Raw genomic sequence first — 24,963 nt, 5'->3', positions numbered from 1 at the left:
TATTTTATGAGAAAGCCTGACAAAGTTAAAATTTTGTCAAGCTTTTTTTATTGATGCATTTTAGTTGTTTCATTAATCAGTCGAACCGATTTATTGGTGAAGAGTTTGATTAAAAGAACTTCAGGAAGAGAAGTGTATTTATTTGAATCGCATTCGTACCACCAGTATGAGTAGTATTGAATGTTGTTTTTCTCCATTTTTACCTTCCATATCTTTTCGTTTCCTTTGTAAGTTTCTTTCTTCTCGATAATTTTATAGCCATTTCCTGTCCAGCAGACTAACGGATTATGAGCTGGAGTTTTAATATAAATCAGTTTATTTGGAATTGAAATTTTAAAAACTTCACTATTTACCCAAGTTCCATTTTGAACGGAATACTCGGGACTTAGATTTTCAAGCAAATTGTTGGGCAGTATTTTTTTTATTTCAAAACTGGTTGCGAATAAAATTGCAGTTGCTAAAACAATAGTGAAAATAGTATTCTGTTGTTTTTTTATTTGAGTTTCTTCAGTTTTCGGTTTAAAAAATCGGATTAGAATGAGCATTGGAACAATTTGATAAAATACGAAACATAAAACTCCAATTGTATGATGCAGAGTGTTTTCCTGCGTGCATTGAAACAAAATCAGCGTAATGATTCTGAAGTAGTTCGAAATAATATTCAGAATAATTACAATACCACAAAAAATAATAATCTGAACAATATTGAAATATTTTGACTGTTTCTTTTCTTCTAAAGTTAAAATAACAGCGCCCGCAAGCAATCCGGTTTTAAACATAGACAAGCCCATACATGCTGTGTCGACTGTAATTTTTGCATTATCGATATAAAAATTGACGCCTTCTATCTTGTCAATTGAAATGAAATTCTTTAAAACGATATAAACATAATAGCAAAGAACTTGTTTTATTTCGGTTGTCATGTAATCGAAAAAAGTACTGAATACCGATGAGAACAACAAAATACAAATCAAAGCAATAAATGAAAATTTTTGTGTGAAACTGTAATACAATAAACAAATAAATAATGCCAAAGCTAAAAGATGCAATGATTTAGTATGCAAACGATAGCTTATAAATTCTAACATAAAAATTAATGCAAAAAGCGGATAACTTATATTGAAAGTCGTTTTACGGCTTCCGATAAAAAATAGCCCAATTGAAGCTAAAATCCCAAACAAATTAGTAGTAAGTCCTGCTGAAATTATGCTGTAGTTTAAAAGCAAAAGACAGCAGGCAATCAGCAGGAGAGAAGTTTTTTTATATTTCAGTAGTAGATTCATTTATACTGCTTGTTTTTTATTTTTTCGGTAATAGAAATACAATGTTGCAGTTCCAATAATAATCAAAAGCCATTCATGAGGCTCAGGAACTGCTCCGTCATTATTTATTGAAGCATTTCCTAAAGTGTTTACATTTTTATCGATTCCGTTGTTTTTGTAATCTTCATCAGTTTCCAGAACAATCAGTGACGAAATTGGTGTTACAATATTGGCATCTTTAGCTAATTCAACATATTGATTATTGGCCAAAGTATCATTTTGAATTTTCACCTGCTCTTCGAGAACTTTTCCAAAAGCGTACATTCTGTAAATGTGATTTGGGCCATTATTTTTTGAATTTTGGCTTGGAGTATTTTCACTAATTGAGACTTGAGAAGGTTCGATATTTATGCTATTTTGGTCTGTTTTGTATACAGGAAATTGATGTTTTTTGATTATCTCCAAAGAATTATCCAAACTGCTTTGAAAAAAGTCAACGTATTTTTGTTCTTTAGCAGTCTGCCAAAACGGATTAATATCCCCACTGATATTGATGACTTTGATGTTTCTTTGTTTAGTTCTTGATTTAATTTTCTTTAGATATTCTGATTCTTCAAGCTCTTCAAAATTGGCAGAGAAAGTTCCCGATTTTGTAATGACTAAACTGTTTATAGCCAATTTATAAAGAGGCAATAATGTGTATTGAGAATCTTCAAAATCTAATTGAATGGCTTTAAAATTCTCTTTGTCTATTTTCTTTTTTTGTCCATTTACATAAACGTAAACATTTTGCTGATCAAGATTGACAAATGATTCTATTTGTTTTGTTGTCCAATTACTGTTTAAATCCAAAATAATTTCAGAAGGAGTAAAAGGAATTACAGTTTTTTGAATGGCTTTGACTTCGTAAGCTTTTCCTTTCCAGGTAAATGAATTAGGATTGATTTTACTTAATGGCAGTGTTGCTTCCCAATCGTCCAGTCCTTTTGATTGGTTCATATAAAATCCTTTTTCAAACTCGAAATTTTTACTGGTTTCTACTGTAGAATTTCCAGTAATTTGTATTCTTGAAATAGTTTCTGCATTCGAAATATTTGGCCCTTTTATAGAAAGACTTTGGTATTTCATTTGGCTGTCTTCGACTTTTAGCGGAGTTGTAAAACCGCATTTAAATGTTCTTGGAGTTTTATAATTGATTGGAAAAACGCGAAGTACAACCTTATTTCCTTCTTTCCATTGCATTAATGAAGGATCTCGGTATTCTACGCCCACAATTTGTTTGTAGGCTTTTTTAGCTTTTTCTTTAGTTGTCAAAACACCTTTGCGTTCAACTCCATTAACCCATAATGAAAGAGAAGTGGCAACAGAACCTTCGGGTAATTGAAAAGAGTAAATAGCTTCTCGGTTCTGCCATGATTTTTCGCTGGCAATTTTCATAGTAATTTCGGTATAAGCTAATCGAGAGTCAGGATATAGTTTTATATCTTCTTTAATGCTTCTCGTAAATAAATCTTCACCGCTCCATAATTGTTCTTCTGTTTCTAATCGTTTATCAAAATTCGATTTCAGAATATTGATTTTGTCATCATTATCTAAACCAAGATCATCGCAAACTAAATAGGCAAGACCAATAAAAGGATTATGAACTTTGTTTCCATTGAATTGCTGATTGCTGAAGGAATTAAAACGGTCAAACGAAAAGAAGTTATCTGTATTGATGTATACAAGGCCTTTCTTTAGTAGAATTTCATTAAAAAAATTAGGTTTTATATTCTGAGAAACCGAAATGTAAGCCGGTAAATCTGTATTGTTTTCGAAGGAATTTATTTTTACAATTTGAGCTATTTTTTTGCTTTCGATAACTAAGCCAGCGGTAAAAATTAAAAAACCGACAAGCACGATCGAAAATCCAGCACTAAAAGAAAGATAATAAGGCCTGTTTTTGGGTAAATGCAAAATAACAGTCAGCAAATGAATGACTAAAATTATGGCAGGAACCATTCCGTAGAACCCCATTCCCAAAGCCAATATTCCGATAAAAGAATAGGGAAGTACAGGAATGAGAAATAAAGCGAAGTAAAATATAATCCAGAATGTGGCCCCATTAATAAAATAAAATAGATAAGTGCGCGGACCTTTAATGTCGTTTTGGTAAAGAAAAAAATTAGTGATGCAAAACACAAAAGTGGTTACATACACCCAAACAGGCAAATGTTGAAAAACTGGAATAAAAACATTTAAACTAAAACAGCCAATAAGCCAGTTGAGCATCAAAAACGGAACTAGGTGAAGATATTCTTCTCTTTTTCTTAGAATAAGAAATGATACCACAACTCCGTAAATAAATTCAATAATCAAACTTATCGATCCGACAGATTCGTATTCACGATAAGAGAATTCTTTTGAAGTGAGTGCGCAAATCATAAATATTGTACTAAATAGTGTCACAAGGAGGCTAATTTGCAAGCCTGATTTTTGCGAATAATAATCTAAAATTTCTAGTTTGTATTTCATAGTTATATTTTTTAAAAAGTACTTTGAGATACAAAGTTAATAGAATATTTGAAAAATCAGATTTTTTTTATTTTATTTTTTTGACGAAAATTTTGTGTAAATTTTTAGCTCTGAAAAAGCCTTTTTAAAGACGAAAAAAAGACAACTATAACGTTATAATTTCTTATTTAGAACTATTCTTTGCGAAAATAGAAGTAAAATCTCACTTAGTTTATAACAACAAATTTCGACTTTGTTAATGAAAAGATTTTAAAATATCAATAATTCATTTTTTTAATACAAAATTGATATTTTGGCAAAAACAAGCAGTGAAAATCGTTTTTTAGCAATAATAATTTTTGAAAAGGCGACTTTCATTATATTCTTTTTAATTCTCACCTTTAATCTCTAAATTTGCGTACAAAAAAAAATACTTCTAATATATTATGAATACTTACAAAGATTACATTAACGAAATTGAAGAAAGAAAAGGCCAAGGACTTCACCCAAAGCCAATTGATGGAGCTGAATTATTAAGCGAAATCATTGCTCAAATTAAAGATTTAGATAATGAATATAGAGAGGATTCTCTTAAGTTTTTTATTTACAATACTTTGCCAGGTACTACAAGCGCAGCTGGTGAAAAAGCGAAGTTTTTAAAAGAGATTATTCTTGGTGAGTCTGTAGTAAAAGAAATTACTCCAGCTTTTGCTTTTGAATTATTATCTCATATGAAAGGCGGACCTTCTATTAAGGTTTTGCTAGATTTAGCTTTAGGTAATGATGGTGCAATTGCCAAAGAAGCTGCAAAAGTTCTTAAAACACAAGTTTTCCTTTACGAAGCAGATACGGATCGTTTAGTAGAGGCATTCAAAAATAATAATGAAGTTGCTAAAGAAATCCTTGAGAGTTATGCGCAAGCAGAATTCTTTACAAAATTACCAGAAGTAGCTGACGAAATTAAAGTGGTTACTTTTATCGCTGGTGAAGGAGATATTTCGACAGATTTACTTTCTCCGGGCAATCAAGCGCACTCGCGTTCAGATCGTGAACTTCACGGACAATGTATGATTACGCCTCAAGCACAACAGGAAATTAGAGCACTTCAAGCACAACATCCTGACGCAAGTGTGATGTTGATTGCTGAAAAAGGAACAATGGGTGTAGGATCTTCAAGAATGTCAGGTGTAAATAACGTGGCACTTTGGACAGGAAAACAATCAAGTCCATACATTCCATTCGTTAACATTGCTCCAATTGTTGGTGGAACAAACGGAATTTCTCCAATTTTCCTTACAACTGTTGACGTTACTGGTGGTATTGGCTTAGACCTTAAAAACTGGGTTAAGAAAGTTGATGCAGAAGGAAATGTTATTCGTAACGAAAATGACGAACCAATTCTAGAGCAAACCTACTCTGTTGCTACAGGAACTGTTTTGACAATTAACATTAAAGAGAAAAAATTATATAACGGCGATCAGGAATTAATTGATATTTCTAAGGCATTTACACCTCAGAAAATGGAATTTATTAAGGCTGGTGGTTCATACGCTATTGTTTTTGGTAAAAAACTTCAAACATTAGCAGCGAAAATTTTAAATGTTGAAGCTCCGTTAGTATATGCTCCATCAAAAGAGGTTTCGTACGAAGGACAAGGTCTTACTGCAGTTGAAAAAATCTTCAACAAAAATGCAGTTGGTATCGCTCCAGGTAAAGTATTGCACGCGGGATCTGATGTTCGTGTAGAAGTTAACATTGTAGGTTCTCAAGATACTACAGGTCTTATGACTGCTCAGGAATTAGAGTCTATGGCTGCAACGGTAATTTCACCAATCGTTGATGGTGCTTACCAATCAGGTTGTCACACTGCTTCGGTTTGGGACAAAAAAGCGCAGGCTAATATTCCTAAATTGATGAAATTCATGAACGATTTTGGTTTGATCACAGCTCGTGATCCAAAAGGTGTTTATCATTCAATGACTGACGTAATCCACAAAGTACTTAACGATATTACTATTGACGAGTGGGCTATCATTATTGGTGGTGACTCTCATACAAGAATGTCAAAAGGTGTTGCTTTTGGTGCTGACTCAGGAACTGTTGCTCTTGCATTGGCTACTGGAGAAGCTTCTATGCCAATTCCAGAATCTGTAAAAGTAACTTTCAAAGGAGATATGAAAGGGTATATGGACTTCCGTGATGTGGTTCATGCTACTCAAGCGCAAATGCTTCACCAATTTGGAGGAGAAAATGTTTTCCAAGGAAGAATCATTGAGGTTCACATTGGAACATTAACTGCTGACCAAGCCTTTACATTTACTGACTGGACTGCAGAAATGAAAGCAAAAGCTTCTATCTGTATTTCTGAAGATGATACTTTAATCGAATCATTGGAAATTGCTAAAGGCAGAATCCAAATCATGATCGATAAAGGAATGGATAACGAGAAACACGTTCTTCAAGGATTGATCAACAAAGCAGATAAAAGAATTACTGAAATTAAATCGGCTGAAAAACCGGCTTTAACTCCAGATGCAAATGCTAAATATTATGCTGAAGTTGTAGTTGATTTGGATCAGATTTCTGAGCCAATGATCGCTGATCCAGACGTAAATAATGCTGACGTTTCAAAAAGATATACTCACGATACGATTAGACCTTTATCTTTCTACGGTGGAGAGAAAAAAGTAGATCTTGGATTTATTGGATCTTGTATGGTTCACAAAGGAGATATGAAAATCCTTGCTCAAATGTTGAAAAACGTAGAAGCACAAACAGGAAAAGTAGAATTTAATGCTCCTCTTGTGGTTGCTCCTCCAACTTACAATATTGTAGATGAATTAAAAGCAGAAGGTGACTGGGAAGTTTTACAAAAATATTCAGGTTTCGAATTCGACGATAATGCTCCAAAAGGCGCAGCACGTACAGAATACGAAAACATGTTGTATTTAGAGCGTCCAGGTTGTAACCTTTGTATGGGTAACCAAGAAAAAGCGGCAAAAGGAGATACTGTTATGGCAACTTCAACGCGTCTTTTCCAAGGAAGAGTTGTAGAAGATACTGAAGGTAAAAAAGGAGAGTCATTGCTTTCTTCTACACCAGTTGTAGTTTTATCTACAATTTTGGGTAGAACTCCAACATTAGCTGAATATACAACAGCAGTTGAAGGTATTAACTTGACTAAATTTGCACCTTCTAATAAATCGTTAGTAATGTAATCTTACGATTATTAATATATCAAAAGCCCGAGTGATAAACTCGGGCTTTTTCTTTTTTAACTCTCCTATTTTTTGTAACTTGTCATGTTCAAAATAAAATAAAAAAACAAAAAATAATATAGGACTTATGGCTTTTGATATCGAAATGATTAAAAAAGTGTACGAAAACATGCCAAATCGTGTTGATAAAGCACGAGAGATTGTTGGACGTCCACTTACATTAACAGAGAAAATTTTATACAATCACCTTTGGGATGGAAATCCAACTCAGGCGTTTGGAAGAGGAGTTGATTATGTTGATTTTGCACCAGACCGTGTTGCGTGTCAGGATGCAACAGCTCAAATGGCATTATTGCAGTTTATGCATGCCGGAAAATCTAAAGTGGCTGTTCCAACAACGGTGCACTGCGATCACTTGATTCAGGCAAAAGTTGACGCTGCAACCGATTTGGCCCGAGCAAAAACGCAAAGTAATGAGGTTTTCGATTTCTTATCGTCAGTTTCTAATAAATACGGAATTGGTTTCTGGAAACCAGGAGCCGGAATTATTCACCAAGTAGTACTTGAAAACTACGCTTTCCCAGGTGGGATGATGATTGGTACCGATTCTCATACTGTAAATGCTGGAGGCTTAGGAATGGTAGCGATTGGTGTTGGTGGTGCCGATGCTGTTGATGTTATGTCTGGAATGGCATGGGAGCTTAAATTTCCAAAATTAATTGGAGTTAAATTGACTGGTAAATTATCAGGATGGACAGCTCCAAAAGATGTAATTCTTAAAGTGGCTGGAATTCTTACTGTAAAAGGAGGGACTGGTGCTATTGTTGAATATTTTGGCGAAGGTGCAACCGCAATGTCTTGTACTGGTAAAGGAACAATTTGTAATATGGGTGCCGAAATTGGAGCGACAACTTCAACTTTTGGTTATGATGACTCAATGAGCCGTTACTTGCGTTCAACAAACAGAGCCGATGTTGCCGATGCTGCAGATAAAGTAGCTTCATACTTAACTGGAGATCCAGAAGTTTATGCAAATCCGGAACAATATTTTGATCAAGTAATTGAAATCAATTTATCTCAATTAGAGCCACATTTAAATGGTCCTTTTACACCAGATTTAGCTACGCCAATTTCTAAAATGAAAGAAGAGGCAATCAAAAATAACTGGCCATTGCAAATTCAGGTTGGTTTAATAGGTTCTTGTACAAACTCTTCTTATGAAGATATTTCTCGTGCAGCTTCTTTAGCTAAACAAGTAGCAGATAAAAACTTAAAAACAAAAGCAGAATTTACCATTACTCCGGGTTCTGAAGTAGTTCGTTCGACTATTGAAAGAGACGGATTTATTGATACTTTTCATAAAATTGGCGCAACTGTTTTTGCCAACGCCTGCGGACCATGTATTGGTATGTGGGACAGAGAAGGAGCAGAAAAAGAAGAAAGAAATACAATTGTGCACTCTTTCAACCGTAATTTCTCAAAACGTGCGGATGGTAACCCGAATACACTTGCTTTTGTGGGGTCTCCAGAATTGGTAACTGCAATGGCGATTGCTGGTGATTTAGGTTTCAATCCATTAACAGATAAGCTAATTAATGAAGATGGAGAAGAAGTAATGCTGGATGCTCCAACAGGAGATGAGCTTCCTGCTAAAGGTTTCTATGCTGAAGATCCGGGATTTCAAGCTCCGGCAGCAGATGGTTCAGGAGTTCAGGTTGTAGTTAATCCTACATCAGAACGTTTGCAATTATTGGCTCCGTTTGATGCTTGGGACGGAAAAAATATTACAGGTGCAAAACTATTGATCAAAGCTTTTGGAAAATGTACAACGGATCATATTTCTATGGCTGGACCATGGCTTCGTTTCCGTGGACATTTAGATAATATTTCTAATAATATGTTGATTGGTGCTGTAAATGCTTACAATCAAAAAACAAACTCGGTTAAAAATCAATTAACAGGAGAATACGATGCTGTTCCTGCTGTTGCTCGTGCCTACAAAGCAGCTGGGGTTCCGTCTATCGTTGTGGGAGACCACAATTATGGTGAAGGTTCATCTCGTGAGCACGCTGCAATGGAGCCTCGTTTCTTGGGAGTTAAAGCGGTTTTAGTAAAATCTTTTGCTCGTATCCACGAAACAAATCTTAAAAAACAAGGTCTTTTGGGATTGACTTTTGCCAATGAAGCAGATTATGATAAAATCCAAGAAAATGATACTATTAACTTTACTGATTTGACTGAGTTCGCTCCAGGAAAACCATTAACGTTAGAGTTTGTTCACGCCGATGGGACAAAAGATATTATCTTGGCAAACCATACTTACAACGCAGGTCAAATTGGCTGGTTTGTTGCTGGTTCTGCATTAAACTTGATTGCGGCTGGAAAAGCTTAAATTTTAAAGTTCAATTATATAAAAAAATGCTCTGTTTTCACAGAGCATTTTTTTTACTAAGATCCGAAAATAAAATTAATAGTTTGATTTGGCTAAATTTTTCTCTTGCCCTAAAATTTTAATTCGGCTTGGTCTAGTGTTTTTAAATTCCTCTAAATCAATACTAAATACTTTTGAAGAAGGTATTTTGGAGTAGCTGTTTTCAAAACGTCCTCCTAAAAGATACAATTTGTCATTATAATAATGCATGGCAGTATATTTCAATTGAATATCAATATCATATTCTTTTAATTGTTTGGTTTTTATATTGTAGGCATACATTTTTTGGTCTTCAAAAAAATAAATAATGTTTTCATGATAAGTAATCGCTGGTCTTTCTAATTCTGAAAATAATTGACCTTCAGTTTCCCATTTTTCAGTTATTAAATCAAAAGTTTCAATTTCAGAAATCGCTTTTCCATCATTTCCGCCAATGAGATAGATTTTATCATTAATCAAAATACCAGTAGTTTCTTTTGCGGTTGGCATAGGTTCAAGTTCATACCAATTTCCTGATGTAATATTGTACAGATGCACTTTATTGGTAAATTCTTTTTTGTCTTTCTCGGATCTTTTTAAAGAACCGCCCATTACAATAATATTGTCTTTATAAGTAAATGAAGCAAAATCTACAGCCTGATGTGGATTGGTATTATCTAATTTAATGGTTGGTTTGTCAAGATCTATAACCTCAATTTGATCTTCCAGATATTCCCAACTGCTTATTGAATTGACCAAAATTCTTTTTCCTCCCAAAACATAGATCAAATTATTGTAGTAATGGAGGTTGTGATAGCCTCGTGCTTTTAAGTTTAATTTGGAAGTTTCCCAGGTGTCAGTTCCAATGTCGTAAATAGAAAGATATTTTTTATAGTGCCTTTTAGGTTTAGCAGGTTCCACGAGATAGTCATCCATGTTGTAAGCGGCTTTTAATGTTCGGCCCCTTTCTAAATAATCAATTTCAGAATAAGCATCGCCACCACTAACGTAAATTTTGCCATCTTTCAAAATAGATCCAAAAGAAAAAATAGGATTTTTTAAAGGGCTTAAGTTCTTGAACAAAAGACTTGTAATTGGTTTTGCATTAGGGGCAATTGTTACTCCTGATAAATTTTCGATGCTTTCTTCAAGATGGATTTTGAATTTGTGTTTTGCTAAATAGCGCAATGAAAATCGTGTTGTGGTGTAGCCAATATGCGAGAATTCTATAATTTCGTCGGCTTTGAGATTTGAAAAAGAAAGCGTTGAAAACTCTCCTTTTTTATTGGTTACAGTTCCTATTTTGCTTGATAAAGCAAAAACATTTACCCCCTCAAGAGGCTCATTATTTACTGTGCTTACAATTCCCTTTGGAATTTGTGCAGAAGATAATAATGGGATTAGAAGAAAAACGAAGAGTAATTTTTTCACAAGTTTTTGAATGTTAAGTTACTATTAAAACTTTAATTATGGGAATTATGTAAAAAACTGCATTTCAAAAAGTTGGCTCAATTTTTATGCCGAAGATGTTAATTTGGATGAAATTAGTTGTTAAAAATTGTGCTTTTTTTACTTTAAAAAGTTAAATTCGCCTTGCCCCAAATAACAAAATAGCTTTTTTTGAGTTTTAAAGATACGAAAGTTCAAAAAATGCGATAGATAAAATGATAAAGGATGACCTATAGATTATTAATACTGATGTTTTTTTTTAGTGTTGGTGTTTTTTCTCAAGAAAAATACATCAAACATAAAATTTCGAAAGGAGAAAATATTACCGTTATTGCGAAAAAATACGGAGTAAAGCCAAAAGACATTATCGATGCAAATCCGGATGCACCAAAAATACTGAAACTTAATTCGATTTTATTGATTCCAAACAGTAATAAATCAGTCACTGTAAAGCCTTCTGATAACAAAGATTCGGTTGTAAAACCTGCTGATAAAATTGGAATTGCTAATACTGATTCTCATGAGGTTCAACCAAAAGAAACACTTTGGGGAATTTCAAAAAAATATAATGTTTCAGTTGACGAATTAAAAAAAGCAAATCCAACGCTTGAAAGCGAAGGATTAAAGATTGGACAACGAATAAATATTCCTTCAAATGCAGCTGTAATTGCTGAAAACACTCCTCAAATTACTGAAAATTCTACAGATGTTGAGGTTGTAGTTGAGGTTCAGCCAAAAGAAACTAAATATGCAATCGCAAAGAAATATGGATTAACGGTTGCCGAATTAGAAAAACAAAATCCTTTTATTAAAGGTAAACTTCCAGTAGGATATGTTTTAAAAATTAAAACTTCTAAAGAAAAAGCAGATGCCGCGGCATTAAATTCAGTTCAAACTGCAAATGAAGTAAAACCAATTCAGGAAGAAAATACGCAAATAGCGGATAATACGAATGTGAAAACCGATTCGGCAATGGTTCGAGTAAGTAATCACTCAGAATTGATTGATCTCTTAATTTTAAATGCTACCCAAAACATTGGAACTCGTTATCGGTCAGGAGGTACAACAAAAGCTGGTTTTGACTGTTCTGGTTTGATGTTTTGTACGTTTGGAAACTTTGATATTAAATTGCCTAGAAGCTCAATTGAACAATCTCGAATTGGAAGCAAAGTCAATTCTGATGCGGCGCAGAAAGGCGATCTGATTTTCTTTAAAACAAACGGACGTCGCCATATTAATCACGTGGGAATGGTTGTAGAAGTAACTGAAGGTGAAATTAAATTTGTTCATTCTTCAACTCACGGTGGTGTTATGATTTCTTCAACAAAAGAGCCTTATTACGAAAGAGCCTTTTCGCAGGTTAACCGAATTTTGGAAGAAGAAAGTAAAAAGCTATAGTTTTATTCAGAGAAAAAGTTTTCTTTAAATTCTTCAATAGGAAAAGGCTTCCCAAGCATTTTTCGAATATATTTATTTTTTTTGATCTCATTGATTTCATCTGGATCTAGTGTTGATGAAAGAACATAAATTTGAATGTCGTTTTTGTATTTTTCATCAAATTGATCGAATGTCTTCAAAAAATCGAAACCATTCATAATAGGCATTTGAATATCGAGAAGGATAATCAAAGGCGTGCAGGTTTCTAAATTGTAAAAAAGCCATTGAAGTCCCTCTTTGCCATTGTTGGCAAGATGCACTTCGTCTATATCAAGTACTTTTTTAAATAATTGTTTAATGACTAGCTGGTCAATTAAATTATCTTCAATTAATAAAAATGTTGGGTTAAGTGGCATAATAGTTTGGTATTGTTACGACAAATTTACTTCCTATTTCAGTTTGTGAGCTTACAGATATGTTTCCTTTAATGTTTTCAACTGCTTCTTTTACAATATAAAGTCCTAAACCAGATCCTTTGTTTTTGTTTGTTCCAAAATACATTTCAAAAATATTATCTTTAAATTCCTCTTTAATTCCAATTCCGTTGTCAGTTACTTCAATTTTATTAAATCCATCATTTACTGAAGTTTTAATAGATATAAGCATTTCTTGTTTGTTGGCATCGGCATATTTTATAGCATTTGAAAGTAAATTTGAGATGATAATTTTCAATCTTAAACTGTCACTGTGAATTTGATCAACTAGTAGTTCTTTAGTGAATTTAATTCTGCTGGCATTTTCAATATGCATCAATTGAGAAATGGCTTCTTCAAATAATTCCCTTAAACTCACTGGTTCCATAATGATTTGAGCGCGTTTGTTTTTAGAATAATCAATAATGTCGCTTATAAATTGATCTTGTTTTGCTAGACTTTGCTCCATCAAATTGAGGTAATCTTTAATCTGCAAAACATTATCTTCTAGTTGAGTAATTTTTATCAAGCCTTTCAATGAGGTAATAGGAGATCTTAAATCATGTGATGCACTGTAAACAAAGCAATCGAGTTCATGATTTACCAGAATCAAATTTTCGTTTTTAACTTCGGTCTCTTTTTTTGAAACAAGCAAGCGCTTTACCATTATAGAATAATATAGACAGATGCTGCAGACAATAATAAGGATGAAAAGAATGTTGGTGATAATCAGCAAATCTTTTATTTTGCGGGTCCCAGCGCCCAGTGTATTCGAAAAATTACGTTCGTTGACGGTGAGTTTGTCGCTTATAACGCTTATTTGTTCAAGAAAATTACGCTGTTCTATAGCAGTTAGTGAATTGTGTTTGATTTTTGCGTCGATTTCAGTTCCAATTACAAATAATTTGAAGATTAATTTGTCACCTTCTTCCCATTCATGAATCGCTTTCGCTAAAAAAGAAACTTCTTTAAAATGAACAAAAAGCCAAACAAGATCGTCTAAGTCGTCTTTGTGATTTCGTCCAATAAGAAAACCTTGGCGGGCAATTTGGTTGTCGCCTGCTTTCAAAAGTGTTTTTCTGGCTATTCCATCGCCTTGTGGTACACTTAATTCTTCAATATATAATTTCCACTGGTTTTGATCTCCAGTATAAAGGTAAGTGATTAGATGTCGGGCAGCGTCTTTTTGGCCTTTTGAATAATGTGATTCGCCATTAACATAAGCTCTATTGGCAGATAAAATTTTGATTGTAAAGAAATTGATGCAAATTAAAAGAGCACATGTAATGAATACAATTAACAAAAGAACAAAGACATTTGGAAATCGCATTTTTCTTAAAAGCTGAATCTTCTGCATTTTTCTTATTTTGTAGGTTACTAATTTGGTTTTAAACGTCTGATTAACTTGTGATTAATGTTTTTTTCTACGTCGTGAAGTTTTGGGGAACTTATTCTGTATGTGTGATAATTGATAAACAAATGTTAATAAAAAATAAACAATTTCATGATTTTTACCTTCTTCTCAAATTTAAGGAAAAAATATTTCGCTTTAACATTGAAGTTTTTATTTTCTAGTTATTTTGAATTTGTTTTATTTAATTAATTGAAAATCAAATTATTGTGTTTTTGTTAAAGTTTTAGAATCAACTTTTTGTAATTAAAGGAAGTTTGATTTTAATAATCATTTTAGGAATAAATATATTTTTAAAGTAAAGTTTTGTTTAACGATTGGAGTTTTGAAAAGATAAACTCTCGAGGAGTGTAACATCTTTATTTGAAGAAAATTGTTTAGAAATGATTTTATATAAAATGTAAGAATAAAATAAAGCTTTATTTTGATTTTTGAGTGTATTGTGAAACAAAAAAACTGCAAGTTTTGCTTGCAGTTTTTTAAAAGTAAAGTTATTTCATAAATTTAGAAAGATTAAAAATATTTTTAATTTAAAGTATTTCAAAAGGTTATGTCTTCAAGGATATGCAAAATGCTATTTCGAATACTTGGCATAAAGTTTTGGAAACATTTGTTTTAAATCGTCGCTGTCTTCGTTCCACTCTTTTCCAGTTGTTATATGATTTTCCTGAAACGGATATGGCATTTTTTGATCAGTTAGTTCTTCAAAGATTACGCCTGGCAAATAACCAAATCCTTCCCAATCAAATTCTTCTATTAAATGTGTTTCGATTTCTGCAAGCGATTCTGGATTCTGAAGGATTTTATAATAAAAATCTTTTCCCTGTGCGATTACCCATTCGCGAAAGTCGCTAAAACTGTCATCGCTGCAACCTCCATGAATAATGTAGATAGCGCCCCAAAGTTCCCACGTATTTGCTAGTCCTCTCAAATTCCGAAAGCTGTTGCCAAATAAAATTAATTCATCTGCTGTAAGTTTTCTAAGTTCATTTGCTAATTCTTCTTGCTGTTCTTCAAAATTGCCTCCAGAGCTGTCTTTGGTTTTTTGAATGATTTTCCAGAATAAATTCTCTTCCATCAGTTCTTCTGAAACTGTATAATCTGTGTTTTTGATAATTTTAGAACATCGGTTTTTTTCTGCATTACCAAAAAATATATCAAATATTCCCATGAGTTTTTGGTATTAGTTATTACTTCACATTTTTAATGAAAAAGCATTTTAAGAATTTACATTAATTACTCCTTTGAAAAATTGAATGCCCCCAAATAAAATAGCGCCCCAAAAGATAAAACCAATATCAGCAAATGTTAAAATGGTTCCTCCGCAAAACCAAAGTGCCCCATAAACCATATCTTTTCTGGCCTTTTCATATTTTGCTTCCTGTATTTCGATTTCTAAATTTTCCACAATTAGGGCGGCAACTTCGCTACTTAATCCCTGTTCTGTAAGTTTGATTTGGGTTTCGTAAGCCGATTTGTTTTCGTTGACAAGCAAGTTTGCTGCGTAACTGTAATGATGATTTGAAACATCCGCTGGTTCAATTTGGGTGGTTTCCATAAGTTAGTTTTTGGTTGGTTATGAATTTTAAAAAAAAAGGACTACTTTTTACGGCTATCATATCCTTTGGCAGAGTTATAATGAAGGCCGAAATTTAATTTGGTTTTCCAAATATAAATAGTTGAAAATTTATATACTTACGGGAAGACGTAAATAAGAAAGTTTTTTCAATAAAAAAAGTGGCAGATTTTAAATTGCCACTTTTTTATTTCACCGATTTATAATCTAATTTATATTTTCATAGTTGATGATCTCTTCAACTCTAAATTTTCCATATAAGCTTTCATGGCTTTTCCAAAATAAGCACTTTCATAGCCTGATTTATAGGTTTTATTTGTTAGTCTGTCTCTTACCAAGAATTGTTTAAATATTATTGTACTGCTTGAAGGTGGCGTATGAAATTGAGAATTGCCTGAATAATGCACTGTTCGCGAAGAACCTTCGTCGTAATCAAAAACATAACGGTATATGGTTTTTTGGTTGTATTTTTCAGATTCTATTTGATCTGCTGTAATAAATTCATATTTACCTAAATATCGTTTTGCCGCACTTTTTAAATATTTGTCGTAGCTAGAACGTTTTTTTAGAACAATTAAAAGAACCTGATTGTCAAATTTCCCAAATTCTGGTGGGATGGCATCAGATTCTTCGGTGAAATGATTTTTTGCATGTCCTTTTGCAATAGCGCCACATGAATTTAAGCTGAATGTAAATGCAAACAAAAAAATTAAGATCAATGATTGGTATAGTTTCATTTGAGCAGGTTTGGTTAAAAGGTTTAAAAGTTAAATCATATTTATAGTTCTCAAATATAAATAGTTGATAGAATAAAAAATTACGGTAAGTCGTAAAAGTTGAAATTTTAAATAAAAAAAGCTGCAAGGTTAATTTGCTGCTTTAATTTTCTCAATATTATAAAATTCTAATTTTTAATTTTCATAAATCTATATCCACAGCCTTCAATACATGATAAATAGGTTGGTGATAAGATCATTTTTCCATCTTCAATATTGTAGTTTTCTATAAATGTTCCATTCGGAGTCATTTTAGTACCAAAATTGGGACATCCAAAAGTCAATGTCAGCAATGAAGCTTCTAATTTATAAGTTCCTGATGTGCATTCCTTAAAACGTGTCGAAGTAAACGAACCATCGTCTTTAAAAGTATAGGTGTAGCCATTTTTTACGCGATTCCAACCTGAATTTGATCCTCCATCTGATGAATAAACATGTACAAGTTGCCAAGTACCTACAATATTAGTGTCTAGTGGTTTGGAGTCATTATCATTATTACAACCTATTTGCAAAAATGCAAAAACTAATAAAATGATTAATTTTTTCATAGTGAAATTTATTATTTAATAATGCTTTTTTACTTAATTCTAACAAAACCACTTCCAATTCCGTCTGGATTATTTTCCGAAATTTCAAGTTTATTTGATTCAGAATTTGTTATTATGCCTCTTATTGTAATATCAAGAGATTCTTGAAGATTCTCGGTAATATTACAACTAATGAATTTTTCCATTTCTCCCGTAAAAATGGATTTCTGCATCGTAATTTCATAGTTGCCGCTAGCAGTTGTTTTTCCGTTTTTAGTTATCGAAAAAGTCTTGTCTTTATTTAAACTTAATTGAATAGAATTTCCTGTAGAGGCTGGCGTACTATGTAAATGAAAAGCAATGCCTCCATCTGTACGAACCCAATTCCATTTTCCGTAAATACCAGATTTTCCTGAGTTCGAATCGCTTTCTGAACTGCAAGAAATTAAGCTGATAGCAAGAATAAAAAATGTAATTATTTTTCTCATAATTTTTCTTTTTTTATAAGATGAATAAAATTTAAATTGGTTGCGTGGCAATTGGTATTATTTTGAAAATAAATTTGTTGCGCATTTTTAATTCAAACTTTTATTCGGTTTCATGCCAATAATGCCCACAGCCATCTTTGCATTCTGTATTCCGTCTTTCGGTGTCTGTTATCTTAAAAATCCAAAGCAATGCGGTTATAGTTTTATTGTTTTCCTCTTCTGGAAGCAAAGCTAATTTTTGAAAAGCAATTTTAGTAGAGAAAGTCTTTAAAAGAGCCACAGGCGTATAAGATGGTTTTAAAGGAATTGTATTTAATGCGTTTTGATAAGCTTCGGTATTGAAATCAATTTTGTCTGGAATAGAATTGATAATGTAATTATGCAAAGTTGTAAATAATGCTTTGAAATTATAATCACTTTCTAGTAAAAGCGCTAAGCCAACATTAAATTCGAGTTTGCCTTGTGCAGTTTTGTTGATTATTTTTTCTAATTTTTTCACTGGGTTTTCTTTTGGTTTAGTTTTCCAAACTCAATTCTCAAGCTATCTTGAGTAAATAAAAGGCGCTTCTTTTAATCAGAAGTTAGTTCATTATTCGAAAATAACATTTGAAGGTCTCTTTGAATTTGAAAATTAGTTTCTGATTCAATGAATTTAATTTAAAGTTGATTTTCAAATGTAAATAATTGAATCAGTAAAAAAGTGCGGAAAACCGTAAAAGCAAATTTTGACGTAAAAAAAGGGCAAGTTAATTTGCAGCTTTTTTATGAAGTTGAAGAAGTAAGTTTATTTGATTTTTGTGAATTTGTCTGCACAGTCTTCAACGCAAAGCAAGCAAGTAGAGGATAAATGCATTTTTCCATTTCTCCTGTATGGGTTGATTTTATCATGGTTATACTTTTTCCATCCAATTCCATTTTCCAACAATGTCTGAATTTTTTGCTTTGTCATCATCAGGACTATAGGAAATAAAAAAAAGAAACTAGTAAAATGGCGATAAATTTTTTCATAGGTTTTTGATTTGCTTATAAGATGAAAAAACAATTAAAGGGTTGTGTTTAGGATTGTAAAGATTCGAAAATAATATGATTACTTTTTTAATAAAAAAAAACCACAAAATTTCATTTGTGGTTTTTCTATTTTGAGAATAATTTACTAGAGAAAAATAATTTGGATTGAATTACGGTGTTATGTTGTAATACATTCTTGGTTGATAATTGTAAGTACTATTTCCGGGATTAAAATTATTTAAAGCGTACCAACCATCATATAAGCTAGACCATCCCCAGTTCATATGAAGTTGTAAAATTACAGCGCCATTACAACCTCCTCGCGTTGGGTCATAGGAATAGACACTTTGCCTCATGTAGCCATCACAAACCCATGCGTGTCCATCTGTATACATATTAATAGAGACTCCATCTTTTTTTCTTCCTCCGGTTAAAATTACAGGTTTTCGTGCATTAATATTTGCAATTACAGTTGAGTAATCGTAATCTGCGTCTGCTGCATTTGAGTAATGGAAACTATCTATAAAAGCTGGAACAATTTTCTCTTCAGACTTTGCACTTGATCCATCACAGCCATAATCCATGTCAACAGCGTTGCCGATGTCAAGCATAAGTCCTGCGGTATTAATTGTTCCATAAGTATTAGGCATGTTTGCCCAGTTATATGTCAAGGGTCTTTGATAGTATTTCATTACTTGTGCCATAGCAGTTGCTACACAGCCAGTGGGCACTCTTCCGGTTGAGTTATTACTGCAGAATTCATCTATTAAATCATTATATCCCCCCCATTGTCCCCAAGTTGTTGTTAATAATGGACCAACTGTTTCAGTCACACCATTCGGACAAGAGGTTGGATCATCTGGTGGTATTTTGCCCGTTAAATTGGCAGTAATAATTTTAGAAGCAACGCTCCATTCCGTCTTATGAATGTCAGTTTGATCTTCATTTTTAATTTTAATATGCTCAATATTTGCGGTTTGTAAAGATAACCACATTTTTAAGCCTTCAGGATATTTTGCCTGATTGTTATCAAAAGTTGAATTTTCAGAATAGGCTAAGACAGGAGTATTTCTGTCATCTGCGGATATTATTGCAAATCCTCCATTTTCATAATTTATGATGTAGAACGCTGCATCCTTTTTTGTGGTAAACATTACAAATACATTATTCGCTTTTTTTATTTTTGATCCCTTGCTAAATTTAGAAGAGATTTTACCGCCTGCCATTAAATTCTCAGCTACTATAATGGCATTTTCCTGAGAAATTAGATGTGAATCTATTTTTGCTTGTATTGGAGTTTCGTTATCGCTTTGACAGGAATTTAAAAATAATAACATACTTGCAAAAACTATATAAATAAGCTTTAACAAAGTTTTTTGGTTTTTTTTCATAATTTTTTTTTTAGATTTAAAATAGCTTTAATAATTCTCAAAATATTTATTGTATGCAAAAAAATTAATTTCTTCCATTATGTAAACTTATTCTTTCTTCAATGCGCTAGTATGTAAAATATTAATTGTTAATTTATTAAGGTAAAAGTATATACTTAAAATGTTATATCATTACGGGAAAACGTAACAAGCCATTTTTATTTAGTATGGAAATTTTAAATCTTATTTTAAGAGTTAAATAATCTAACATTGAACAATCCAATTAAAAAATCAGAAAAAAGTATATCTTTAACCAACCCAAAACCAAAAAAAATGCAAGAACACGACCAAGAAAATGAACATTTTAAAAGAGAACTCGGATTATTAGACGGAACCATGCTTGTAGTTGGTTCTATGATTGGATCTGGAATATTTATCGTAAGTGCCGATATCGCGCGACAAGTTGGATCTGCCGGCTGGCTAACGCTGATTTGGCTGATTTCTGGATTAATTACCATTATCGCAGCCGTAAGCTACGGCGAATTAAGTGCGATGTTTCCAAAAGCAGGAGGACAATATGTTTACCTCAAAGAAGCTTATAATAAATTAATTGCCTTTTTATACGGCTGGAGTTTTTTTGCAGTAATTCAAACCGGAACCATTGCGGCCGTTGGAGTAGCTTTCTCAAAATTTGCAGCTTATATTTATGAGCCATTTAGTGACGAAAATATTCTTTACGAATTGGGTTCGTTTAAATTAAATGCAGCACAGCTAGTATCAATTTTCACGATTATTTTACTGACTTACATTAACAGTCGTGGCGTTAAAAACGGAAAAATTCTGCAAACTGTTTTAACTATAATTAAAATTTTATCATTATTAGGGTTAATCGTTTTTGGATTAACGCTTGCTGCAAAAGCTTCGGTTTGGGATGCCAACTGGGCTGATGCATGGACAACACGAACGTATAATGCCGAAAGCACTTCATGGCTTCCAATTAGCGGAACGGCTTTGATTACCGGAATTTCTGCTGCAATGGTAGGTTCATTGTTTTCAAGCGATGCTTGGAATGGCGTTACTTTTATTGCCGGTGAAATTAAAAATCCAAAACGCAATGTTGGTTTGAGTTTGTTTCTAGGAACTTTTATCGTAACGGTAATTTATGTTTTGACCAATTTGATGTATTTGGCTGTTGTGCCTCTTCAAGAAATTGCAACTGCAAAATCGGATAGAGTAGCAGTTGTGGCTTCGCAATATATTTTTGGAGATATTGGAACTCTAATTATTGCTATTATGATTATGATTTCGACTTTTGCCTGCAACAACGGGCTAATTATGGCTGGTGCAAGAGTTTATTATACAATGGCAAACGATGGTTTGTTCTTCAAAAAAGCAGCTATTTTAAATGAATCAAGCGTTCCAGCATGGGCTTTGTGGGCTCAATGTATTTGGGCTTCGGCGTTATGTTTGACAGGAAAATATGGAGATTTACTAGATTTTGTAATCATTATTGTTTTGATTTTTTACATCTTGACGATCTACGGAATTTTTATTTTAAGAAGAAAAATGCCTGATGTTGAAAGACCTTACAAAGCATTTGGATATCCGTTTTTACCAATGTTGTATATCATAGTTGCAACTGCAATTTGTATTTCATTATTATTTACGAAATTTTCAACTTGTGGTTGGGGGGTATTAATAATGTTGGCAGGTATTCCGGTTTACTATTTAACAAAACCAAAAGAGGAATAAAATTTTGTTTAAGGTTTAAAGTTTCAAGTTTTATACTTTGTCTATAAATTAAAAAGCGTCTTATTTTATTATAAGACGCTTTTTTTATTTTAATTGTTAGTATTCGATAAATCATTGTCTATTCTTTCTGCCGTTGGTCTTAGGAAAATCAGATAAATTAAAATTAGAATTCCGAATAATATAAAATCTGGTTTTAAAATTAAGATTAAAAAAGCGGCACCTTCAAGAACAGCCCAGCGCAGGATCGAAGCTGTTTGATAAATAGGGAATTTTTCCTCAAGTTTTAATTTTGGATTGATTTGTTTCAATTGAGATTTGAATAGAAAACTGCTAAAAACAAACGCTAGAACAGGAATTAAAACATATACTGCGGAAGAAGAATCGATTACCGGAATGCGTAATTTTTCAATCGAAAGGTCGCCTAAAATGTAATAAGCTATAATTGTTCCCGCACAAATGGCAAGATGGATAATTTGGAGCACTTTAATTTTTTCAGACATGATTTGTTTGGTTTTGAAAGTGTTTCGTACATGCAAGTTAGGAATTAATTGTCTGAAAATTAGTATTTCGCTAAATAAGAATTACCATTTTAACCTCCATTTTGATTTTTTTGTTCTTCATAAGATAAAAAAAAGACACTGCAATTAAGCAGTGTCTCTTTGATATAAATAATCTGGAATCTGTTTTATATCTCAACAGCTTCAGCAGATGATTTTATTGTTGAATTAATAATGGACAAAGTAAGTGGGTCAGATTCTCCTGAGAAGAAAGCTTCTAGGATTTCCTGAAATATTGGGTTTGTATTTTCTACCAATGAAAAAAGAGTCATAGACGAACGCAATTTGCGCGCATCTAAATCGCCAAAAATTCCATCAGCTGATTTTCTTTTGAAAGTCAATAAAAGTTCTGAAATTTCGATTAAGTGTTTTCCCAAAATAGGATGCTCTAAATAAACTGAAGCTTCTTTTAAATCGTTAATGGCATAAAGATTTGCTGTATCACTTTTGCCCAAACCTTTTATTTGCGGAAAAATGAACCACATCCAGTGCGTTTCTTTTTTCCCTTTTCTGATTTCAGAAAGAGCGGTAAGATAAAGTTTATTTTGCGCATCTAAAAAACGCGCTAAATCATTGTTTGAATAAGCCATTATGGTATTGTATTTTAAAAAAGGTTGCAAAAGTAGTAAAAAAGATAGGGTTTGCCTAATAAAAGGTTCATACAGTGTGGGTTTTAACTTTTTAAAGAAGGAATATCCTACTGTTTTTTTAGTCAAAAAAAAGTTTTCTTAATCATTCAATTCTATAAAAATCAAAGTTTTCGATTGGTTCTTCTAAAGGTAAGATTGATCCTTGGCAAAACATCGCGAGCTGTTTTCGGAACTTGATGTTGCCAAAAACTATTAGTCGTTCCAGCCATTAATAAAAAGGAACCGTGATGCAGCGGAATCTCAACCTGCGGAATTTCCTTGCTATATTTATGACGAAGTCTGAACATTCTCGTTTCGCCAAAAGTCACCGAAGCAATAATAGGATTTGGTCCCGAATTATGTTCTTTGTCGCTGTGCCAGCCTACGCCGTCACTTCCATTTCGGTATAAATTTAAGAGAAGGCTGTTAAATTCAACCTGCGTTTCTTTTTCAACGCGGCCTCGAATAGTCAATAAATCATAAGTCCAGTCAGGTCCTTTCAGGTCTGCTCCAGGATTATCTTTGTCTTCATACCAAGAAATCATTCTAGGAACAGTATAGGTTTTGTCATAAATTTCCATTTCATATTCTCTCCATTTGGTTTTGCGAAGAATTCTTTCATAAAAACGATCAGATTCTTCTTTTGTGAAGAAATTATCAATCAAAATCAATTCAGAATCAGGAATGTCAAATACTTTTTTTCCTGCCAAACCTGCGGTAAATAATTCGGTGTCGTTAAATAGTGTCATAACTTAATTTTCTAGATTTTAGCTTAATTCTGAAACGGATTGTTAAAGAATACTTTACCTGGATATTTTTCTGCGAAAGCAAAAATTAAATGCACCATATATTGATTGCTTTTGTATTGTGTGACATAATTTTTTACTTCTAACGGATCATGAATCGAAATATCTGAAGGAATATATCCCATTCCATAAAAATGACCATTTTCAATCCAGATACAGCTTCGTTCGTCTTTTGATCTTCCTTTGTCTATAATCGCAAAAGTGGGTCTGTTATTTAATAAAAAATCAATTGCATTATCGATTTGTTCGTTATGAAATAAGACATCTGGGAGATTTTTGATATCATTATTTTGCGGAAGTTCTCTTTCTTCGGGTCTCGAATATTTGCAGAATCTTTGGTCAATTTTAAATTGTTCAGACAAATCTCTGAGTAAATTTATGGCGTTGTATAAACTATTAAATTCATGAATACAAGTCTGGAACTTGCTTAGTTTTCCAACTGCTAAATATTTATATCCGTTTCTTGCTTCATATTGATAAATACCGAATCTTTCTTCAAAACGTTTTAATGCTCTGTTGTAAGTCGGCCAAAGCTGTTTTATTTCGGTACATTCTAGCAAAAGCGCCATTAATTCGGTAGCACAGACTTCAAAGGAAATTCCGTGAATATCTCTTAAAAAATGTTGCCTTTGCGGATTGATTTTATGACCGCTAAAATGAGAAGCTACGCGTTTTTTTAAGTTGATTGCCTTTCCAACGTAAATCACTTTTTTTACCTCATTATAAAAATAATAGACACCTGGTTTTTCGGGTAAATTATTAAAATCTTCGGGAGGAAGGTTAGGAGGCAAACGCTGATCTTGTGAAGTCATTTTAACCATTTTTGCAATCTCGCCTTCATCGTCGCATTCCAGTAATTGAGAAAATAAGATTGCAGTTGCATCTGCATCTCCACCAGCGCGATGTTGATTTTCTAAAGGTATATTTAGCGAATGGCAAAGTTTTCCTAAGCTGTATGATGCTAATCCCGGTTTGATTTTTCGTGCAGCGCGAACGGTACACAGTTTTCTTGCGGTCCATTTAAATCCCGCTTGTTCCAGTTGATGACGTACAAAAGAATAATCGAAGTTGACATTATGAGCAACGAAAATACGATCAGTAAGCATTTCGAGAACTTTCTCCGAAATGTCATCAAAAATAGGCGCATTAGCCACCATTTCGTTATTAATCCCCGTTAATCCAAAAATAGAAAGTGGAATTTCTTTCTCTGGATTAACAAGCGTTTCGAAGCGATCGATTACATTTTCACCGTCATGAATAATGATGGCGATTTCTGTAATGCGACTGCCACTGGCGTTACCACCTGTGGTTTCGATATCGACTATGGCATATTCCGTATTTTTCATCTTTATATAACGTAAGTTCTTCTTTAGTTATTTTT

The 24,963-nt window shown here is 32.8% G+C and carries 20 protein-coding genes; 4 read left to right on the top strand and 16 right to left on the bottom strand.

The genetic code is table 11. The annotated features are described in order from the left end of the window. Positions 1–47 precede the first annotated feature (47 nt). Complete coding sequence (xrtN, locus tag RB619_RS17195) at positions 48–1,283, bottom strand: exosortase N (RefSeq protein WP_308099733.1); 1,236 nt, start codon at positions 1,281–1,283, stop codon at positions 48–50. Then, complete coding sequence (locus RB619_RS17190; protein ID WP_308099731.1) at positions 1,284–3,776, bottom strand: XrtN system VIT domain-containing protein; 2,493 nt, start codon at positions 3,774–3,776, stop codon at positions 1,284–1,286. A 425-nt stretch (positions 3,777–4,201) separates the two neighbouring features. Between RB619_RS17190 and RB619_RS17185 the strand changes: the two genes are divergently transcribed. Together RB619_RS17185 and RB619_RS17180 are read left to right on the top strand one after the other, a co-directional pair. After that, positions 4,202–6,973 carry a bifunctional aconitate hydratase 2/2-methylisocitrate dehydratase gene (locus tag RB619_RS17185; RefSeq protein ID WP_308099729.1) on the top strand — a complete coding sequence of 924 codons (2,772 nt, stop codon included), beginning with the start codon at positions 4,202–4,204 and terminating at the stop codon, positions 6,971–6,973. Between the two features lie 127 nt (positions 6,974–7,100). Continuing rightward, positions 7,101–9,365 (top strand): aconitate hydratase, encoded by a 2,265-nt coding sequence (locus RB619_RS17180; protein ID WP_308099727.1) that lies wholly within the window; start codon positions 7,101–7,103, stop codon positions 9,363–9,365. A gap of 75 nt (positions 9,366–9,440) precedes the next feature. Here the strand turns inward: RB619_RS17180 and RB619_RS17175 are convergent, their stop codons facing one another. Then, on the bottom strand, positions 9,441–10,814 hold the full coding sequence (locus RB619_RS17175) for a carboxypeptidase-like regulatory domain-containing protein (RefSeq protein WP_308099725.1): 1,374 nt from the start codon (positions 10,812–10,814) through the stop codon (positions 9,441–9,443). A 243-nt stretch (positions 10,815–11,057) separates the two neighbouring features. Between RB619_RS17175 and RB619_RS17170 the strand changes: the two genes are divergently transcribed. Continuing rightward, on the top strand, positions 11,058–12,230 hold the full coding sequence (locus tag RB619_RS17170) for a LysM peptidoglycan-binding domain-containing protein (RefSeq protein WP_308099723.1): 1,173 nt from the start codon (positions 11,058–11,060) through the stop codon (positions 12,228–12,230). 2 nt (positions 12,231–12,232) lie between these two features. On the opposite strand, the gene RB619_RS17165 is transcribed toward RB619_RS17170, so the two are convergent. The 9 genes from RB619_RS17165 to RB619_RS17125 all read right to left on the bottom strand — a co-directional run bounded on the left by RB619_RS17165 (position 12,233) and on the right by RB619_RS17125 (position 19,805). Beyond that, a complete protein-coding gene (locus RB619_RS17165; RefSeq protein WP_308099721.1) occupies positions 12,233–12,625 on the bottom strand; it encodes a response regulator in 393 nt (130 codons plus the stop codon). Beyond that, entirely contained in the window at positions 12,615–14,039 is a 1,425-nt protein-coding gene (locus tag RB619_RS17160; protein ID WP_308099719.1) for a HAMP domain-containing sensor histidine kinase, read from the bottom strand. Before RB619_RS17160 ends, RB619_RS17165 begins: the two co-directional genes overlap by 11 nt. A 628-nt stretch (positions 14,040–14,667) precedes the next feature. Further along, positions 14,668–15,264 carry a DUF4240 domain-containing protein gene (locus tag RB619_RS17155; RefSeq protein ID WP_308099715.1) on the bottom strand — a complete coding sequence of 199 codons (597 nt, stop codon included), beginning with the start codon at positions 15,262–15,264 and terminating at the stop codon, positions 14,668–14,670. Between the two features lie 48 nt (positions 15,265–15,312). Continuing rightward, a complete protein-coding gene (locus tag RB619_RS17150) occupies positions 15,313–15,651 on the bottom strand; it encodes a hypothetical protein (RefSeq protein WP_308099711.1) in 339 nt (112 codons plus the stop codon). Positions 15,652–15,881: 230 nt separating this feature from the next. Next, positions 15,882–16,406, bottom strand: a complete 525-nt coding sequence (locus RB619_RS17145; protein ID WP_308099709.1) for a hypothetical protein — start codon at positions 16,404–16,406, stop codon at positions 15,882–15,884. Between the two features lie 167 nt (positions 16,407–16,573). After that, positions 16,574–16,993: a lipocalin family protein gene (locus RB619_RS17140; RefSeq protein ID WP_308099708.1), complete on the bottom strand. Its 420-nt coding sequence runs from the start codon at positions 16,991–16,993 to the stop codon at positions 16,574–16,576. A 29-nt stretch (positions 16,994–17,022) separates the two neighbouring features. Beyond that, complete coding sequence (locus RB619_RS17135) at positions 17,023–17,460, bottom strand: hypothetical protein (protein ID WP_308099706.1); 438 nt, start codon at positions 17,458–17,460, stop codon at positions 17,023–17,025. A 100-nt stretch (positions 17,461–17,560) separates the two neighbouring features. Then, complete coding sequence (locus tag RB619_RS17130) at positions 17,561–17,959, bottom strand: DUF5958 family protein (RefSeq protein WP_308099704.1); 399 nt, start codon at positions 17,957–17,959, stop codon at positions 17,561–17,563. Between the two features lie 679 nt (positions 17,960–18,638). Further along, entirely contained in the window at positions 18,639–19,805 is a 1,167-nt protein-coding gene (locus RB619_RS17125) for a C10 family peptidase (RefSeq protein ID WP_308099702.1), read from the bottom strand. A gap of 366 nt (positions 19,806–20,171) precedes the next feature. Between RB619_RS17125 and RB619_RS17120 the strand changes: the two genes are divergently transcribed. Next, positions 20,172–21,590, top strand: coding sequence for an amino acid permease (locus RB619_RS17120; protein ID WP_308099700.1), 1,419 nt, complete (start codon positions 20,172–20,174; stop codon positions 21,588–21,590). A gap of 89 nt (positions 21,591–21,679) precedes the next feature. Here the strand turns inward: RB619_RS17120 and RB619_RS17115 are convergent, their stop codons facing one another. The 4 genes from RB619_RS17115 to RB619_RS17100 all read right to left on the bottom strand — a co-directional run bounded on the left by RB619_RS17115 (position 21,680) and on the right by RB619_RS17100 (position 24,928). Next, entirely contained in the window at positions 21,680–22,090 is a 411-nt protein-coding gene (locus RB619_RS17115; RefSeq protein ID WP_308099699.1) for an MFS transporter, read from the bottom strand. A gap of 185 nt (positions 22,091–22,275) precedes the next feature. Next, positions 22,276–22,737 carry a DUF1810 domain-containing protein gene (locus RB619_RS17110; protein ID WP_308099697.1) on the bottom strand — a complete coding sequence of 154 codons (462 nt, stop codon included), beginning with the start codon at positions 22,735–22,737 and terminating at the stop codon, positions 22,276–22,278. 161 nt (positions 22,738–22,898) lie between these two features. Continuing rightward, positions 22,899–23,525, bottom strand: a complete 627-nt coding sequence (locus RB619_RS17105; RefSeq protein ID WP_308099695.1) for an alpha-ketoglutarate-dependent dioxygenase AlkB — start codon at positions 23,523–23,525, stop codon at positions 22,899–22,901. A gap of 23 nt (positions 23,526–23,548) precedes the next feature. Further along, entirely contained in the window at positions 23,549–24,928 is a 1,380-nt protein-coding gene (locus RB619_RS17100; RefSeq protein ID WP_308099693.1) for an exonuclease domain-containing protein, read from the bottom strand. Positions 24,929–24,963: the final 35 nt, after the last annotated feature.

It is taken from the genome of Flavobacterium sp. LHD-80 (assembly GCF_030929605.1).
GTDB lineage: Bacteria > Bacteroidota > Bacteroidia > Flavobacteriales > Flavobacteriaceae > Flavobacterium.
This window is presented reverse-complemented; position numbering and strand designations above follow the sequence as displayed.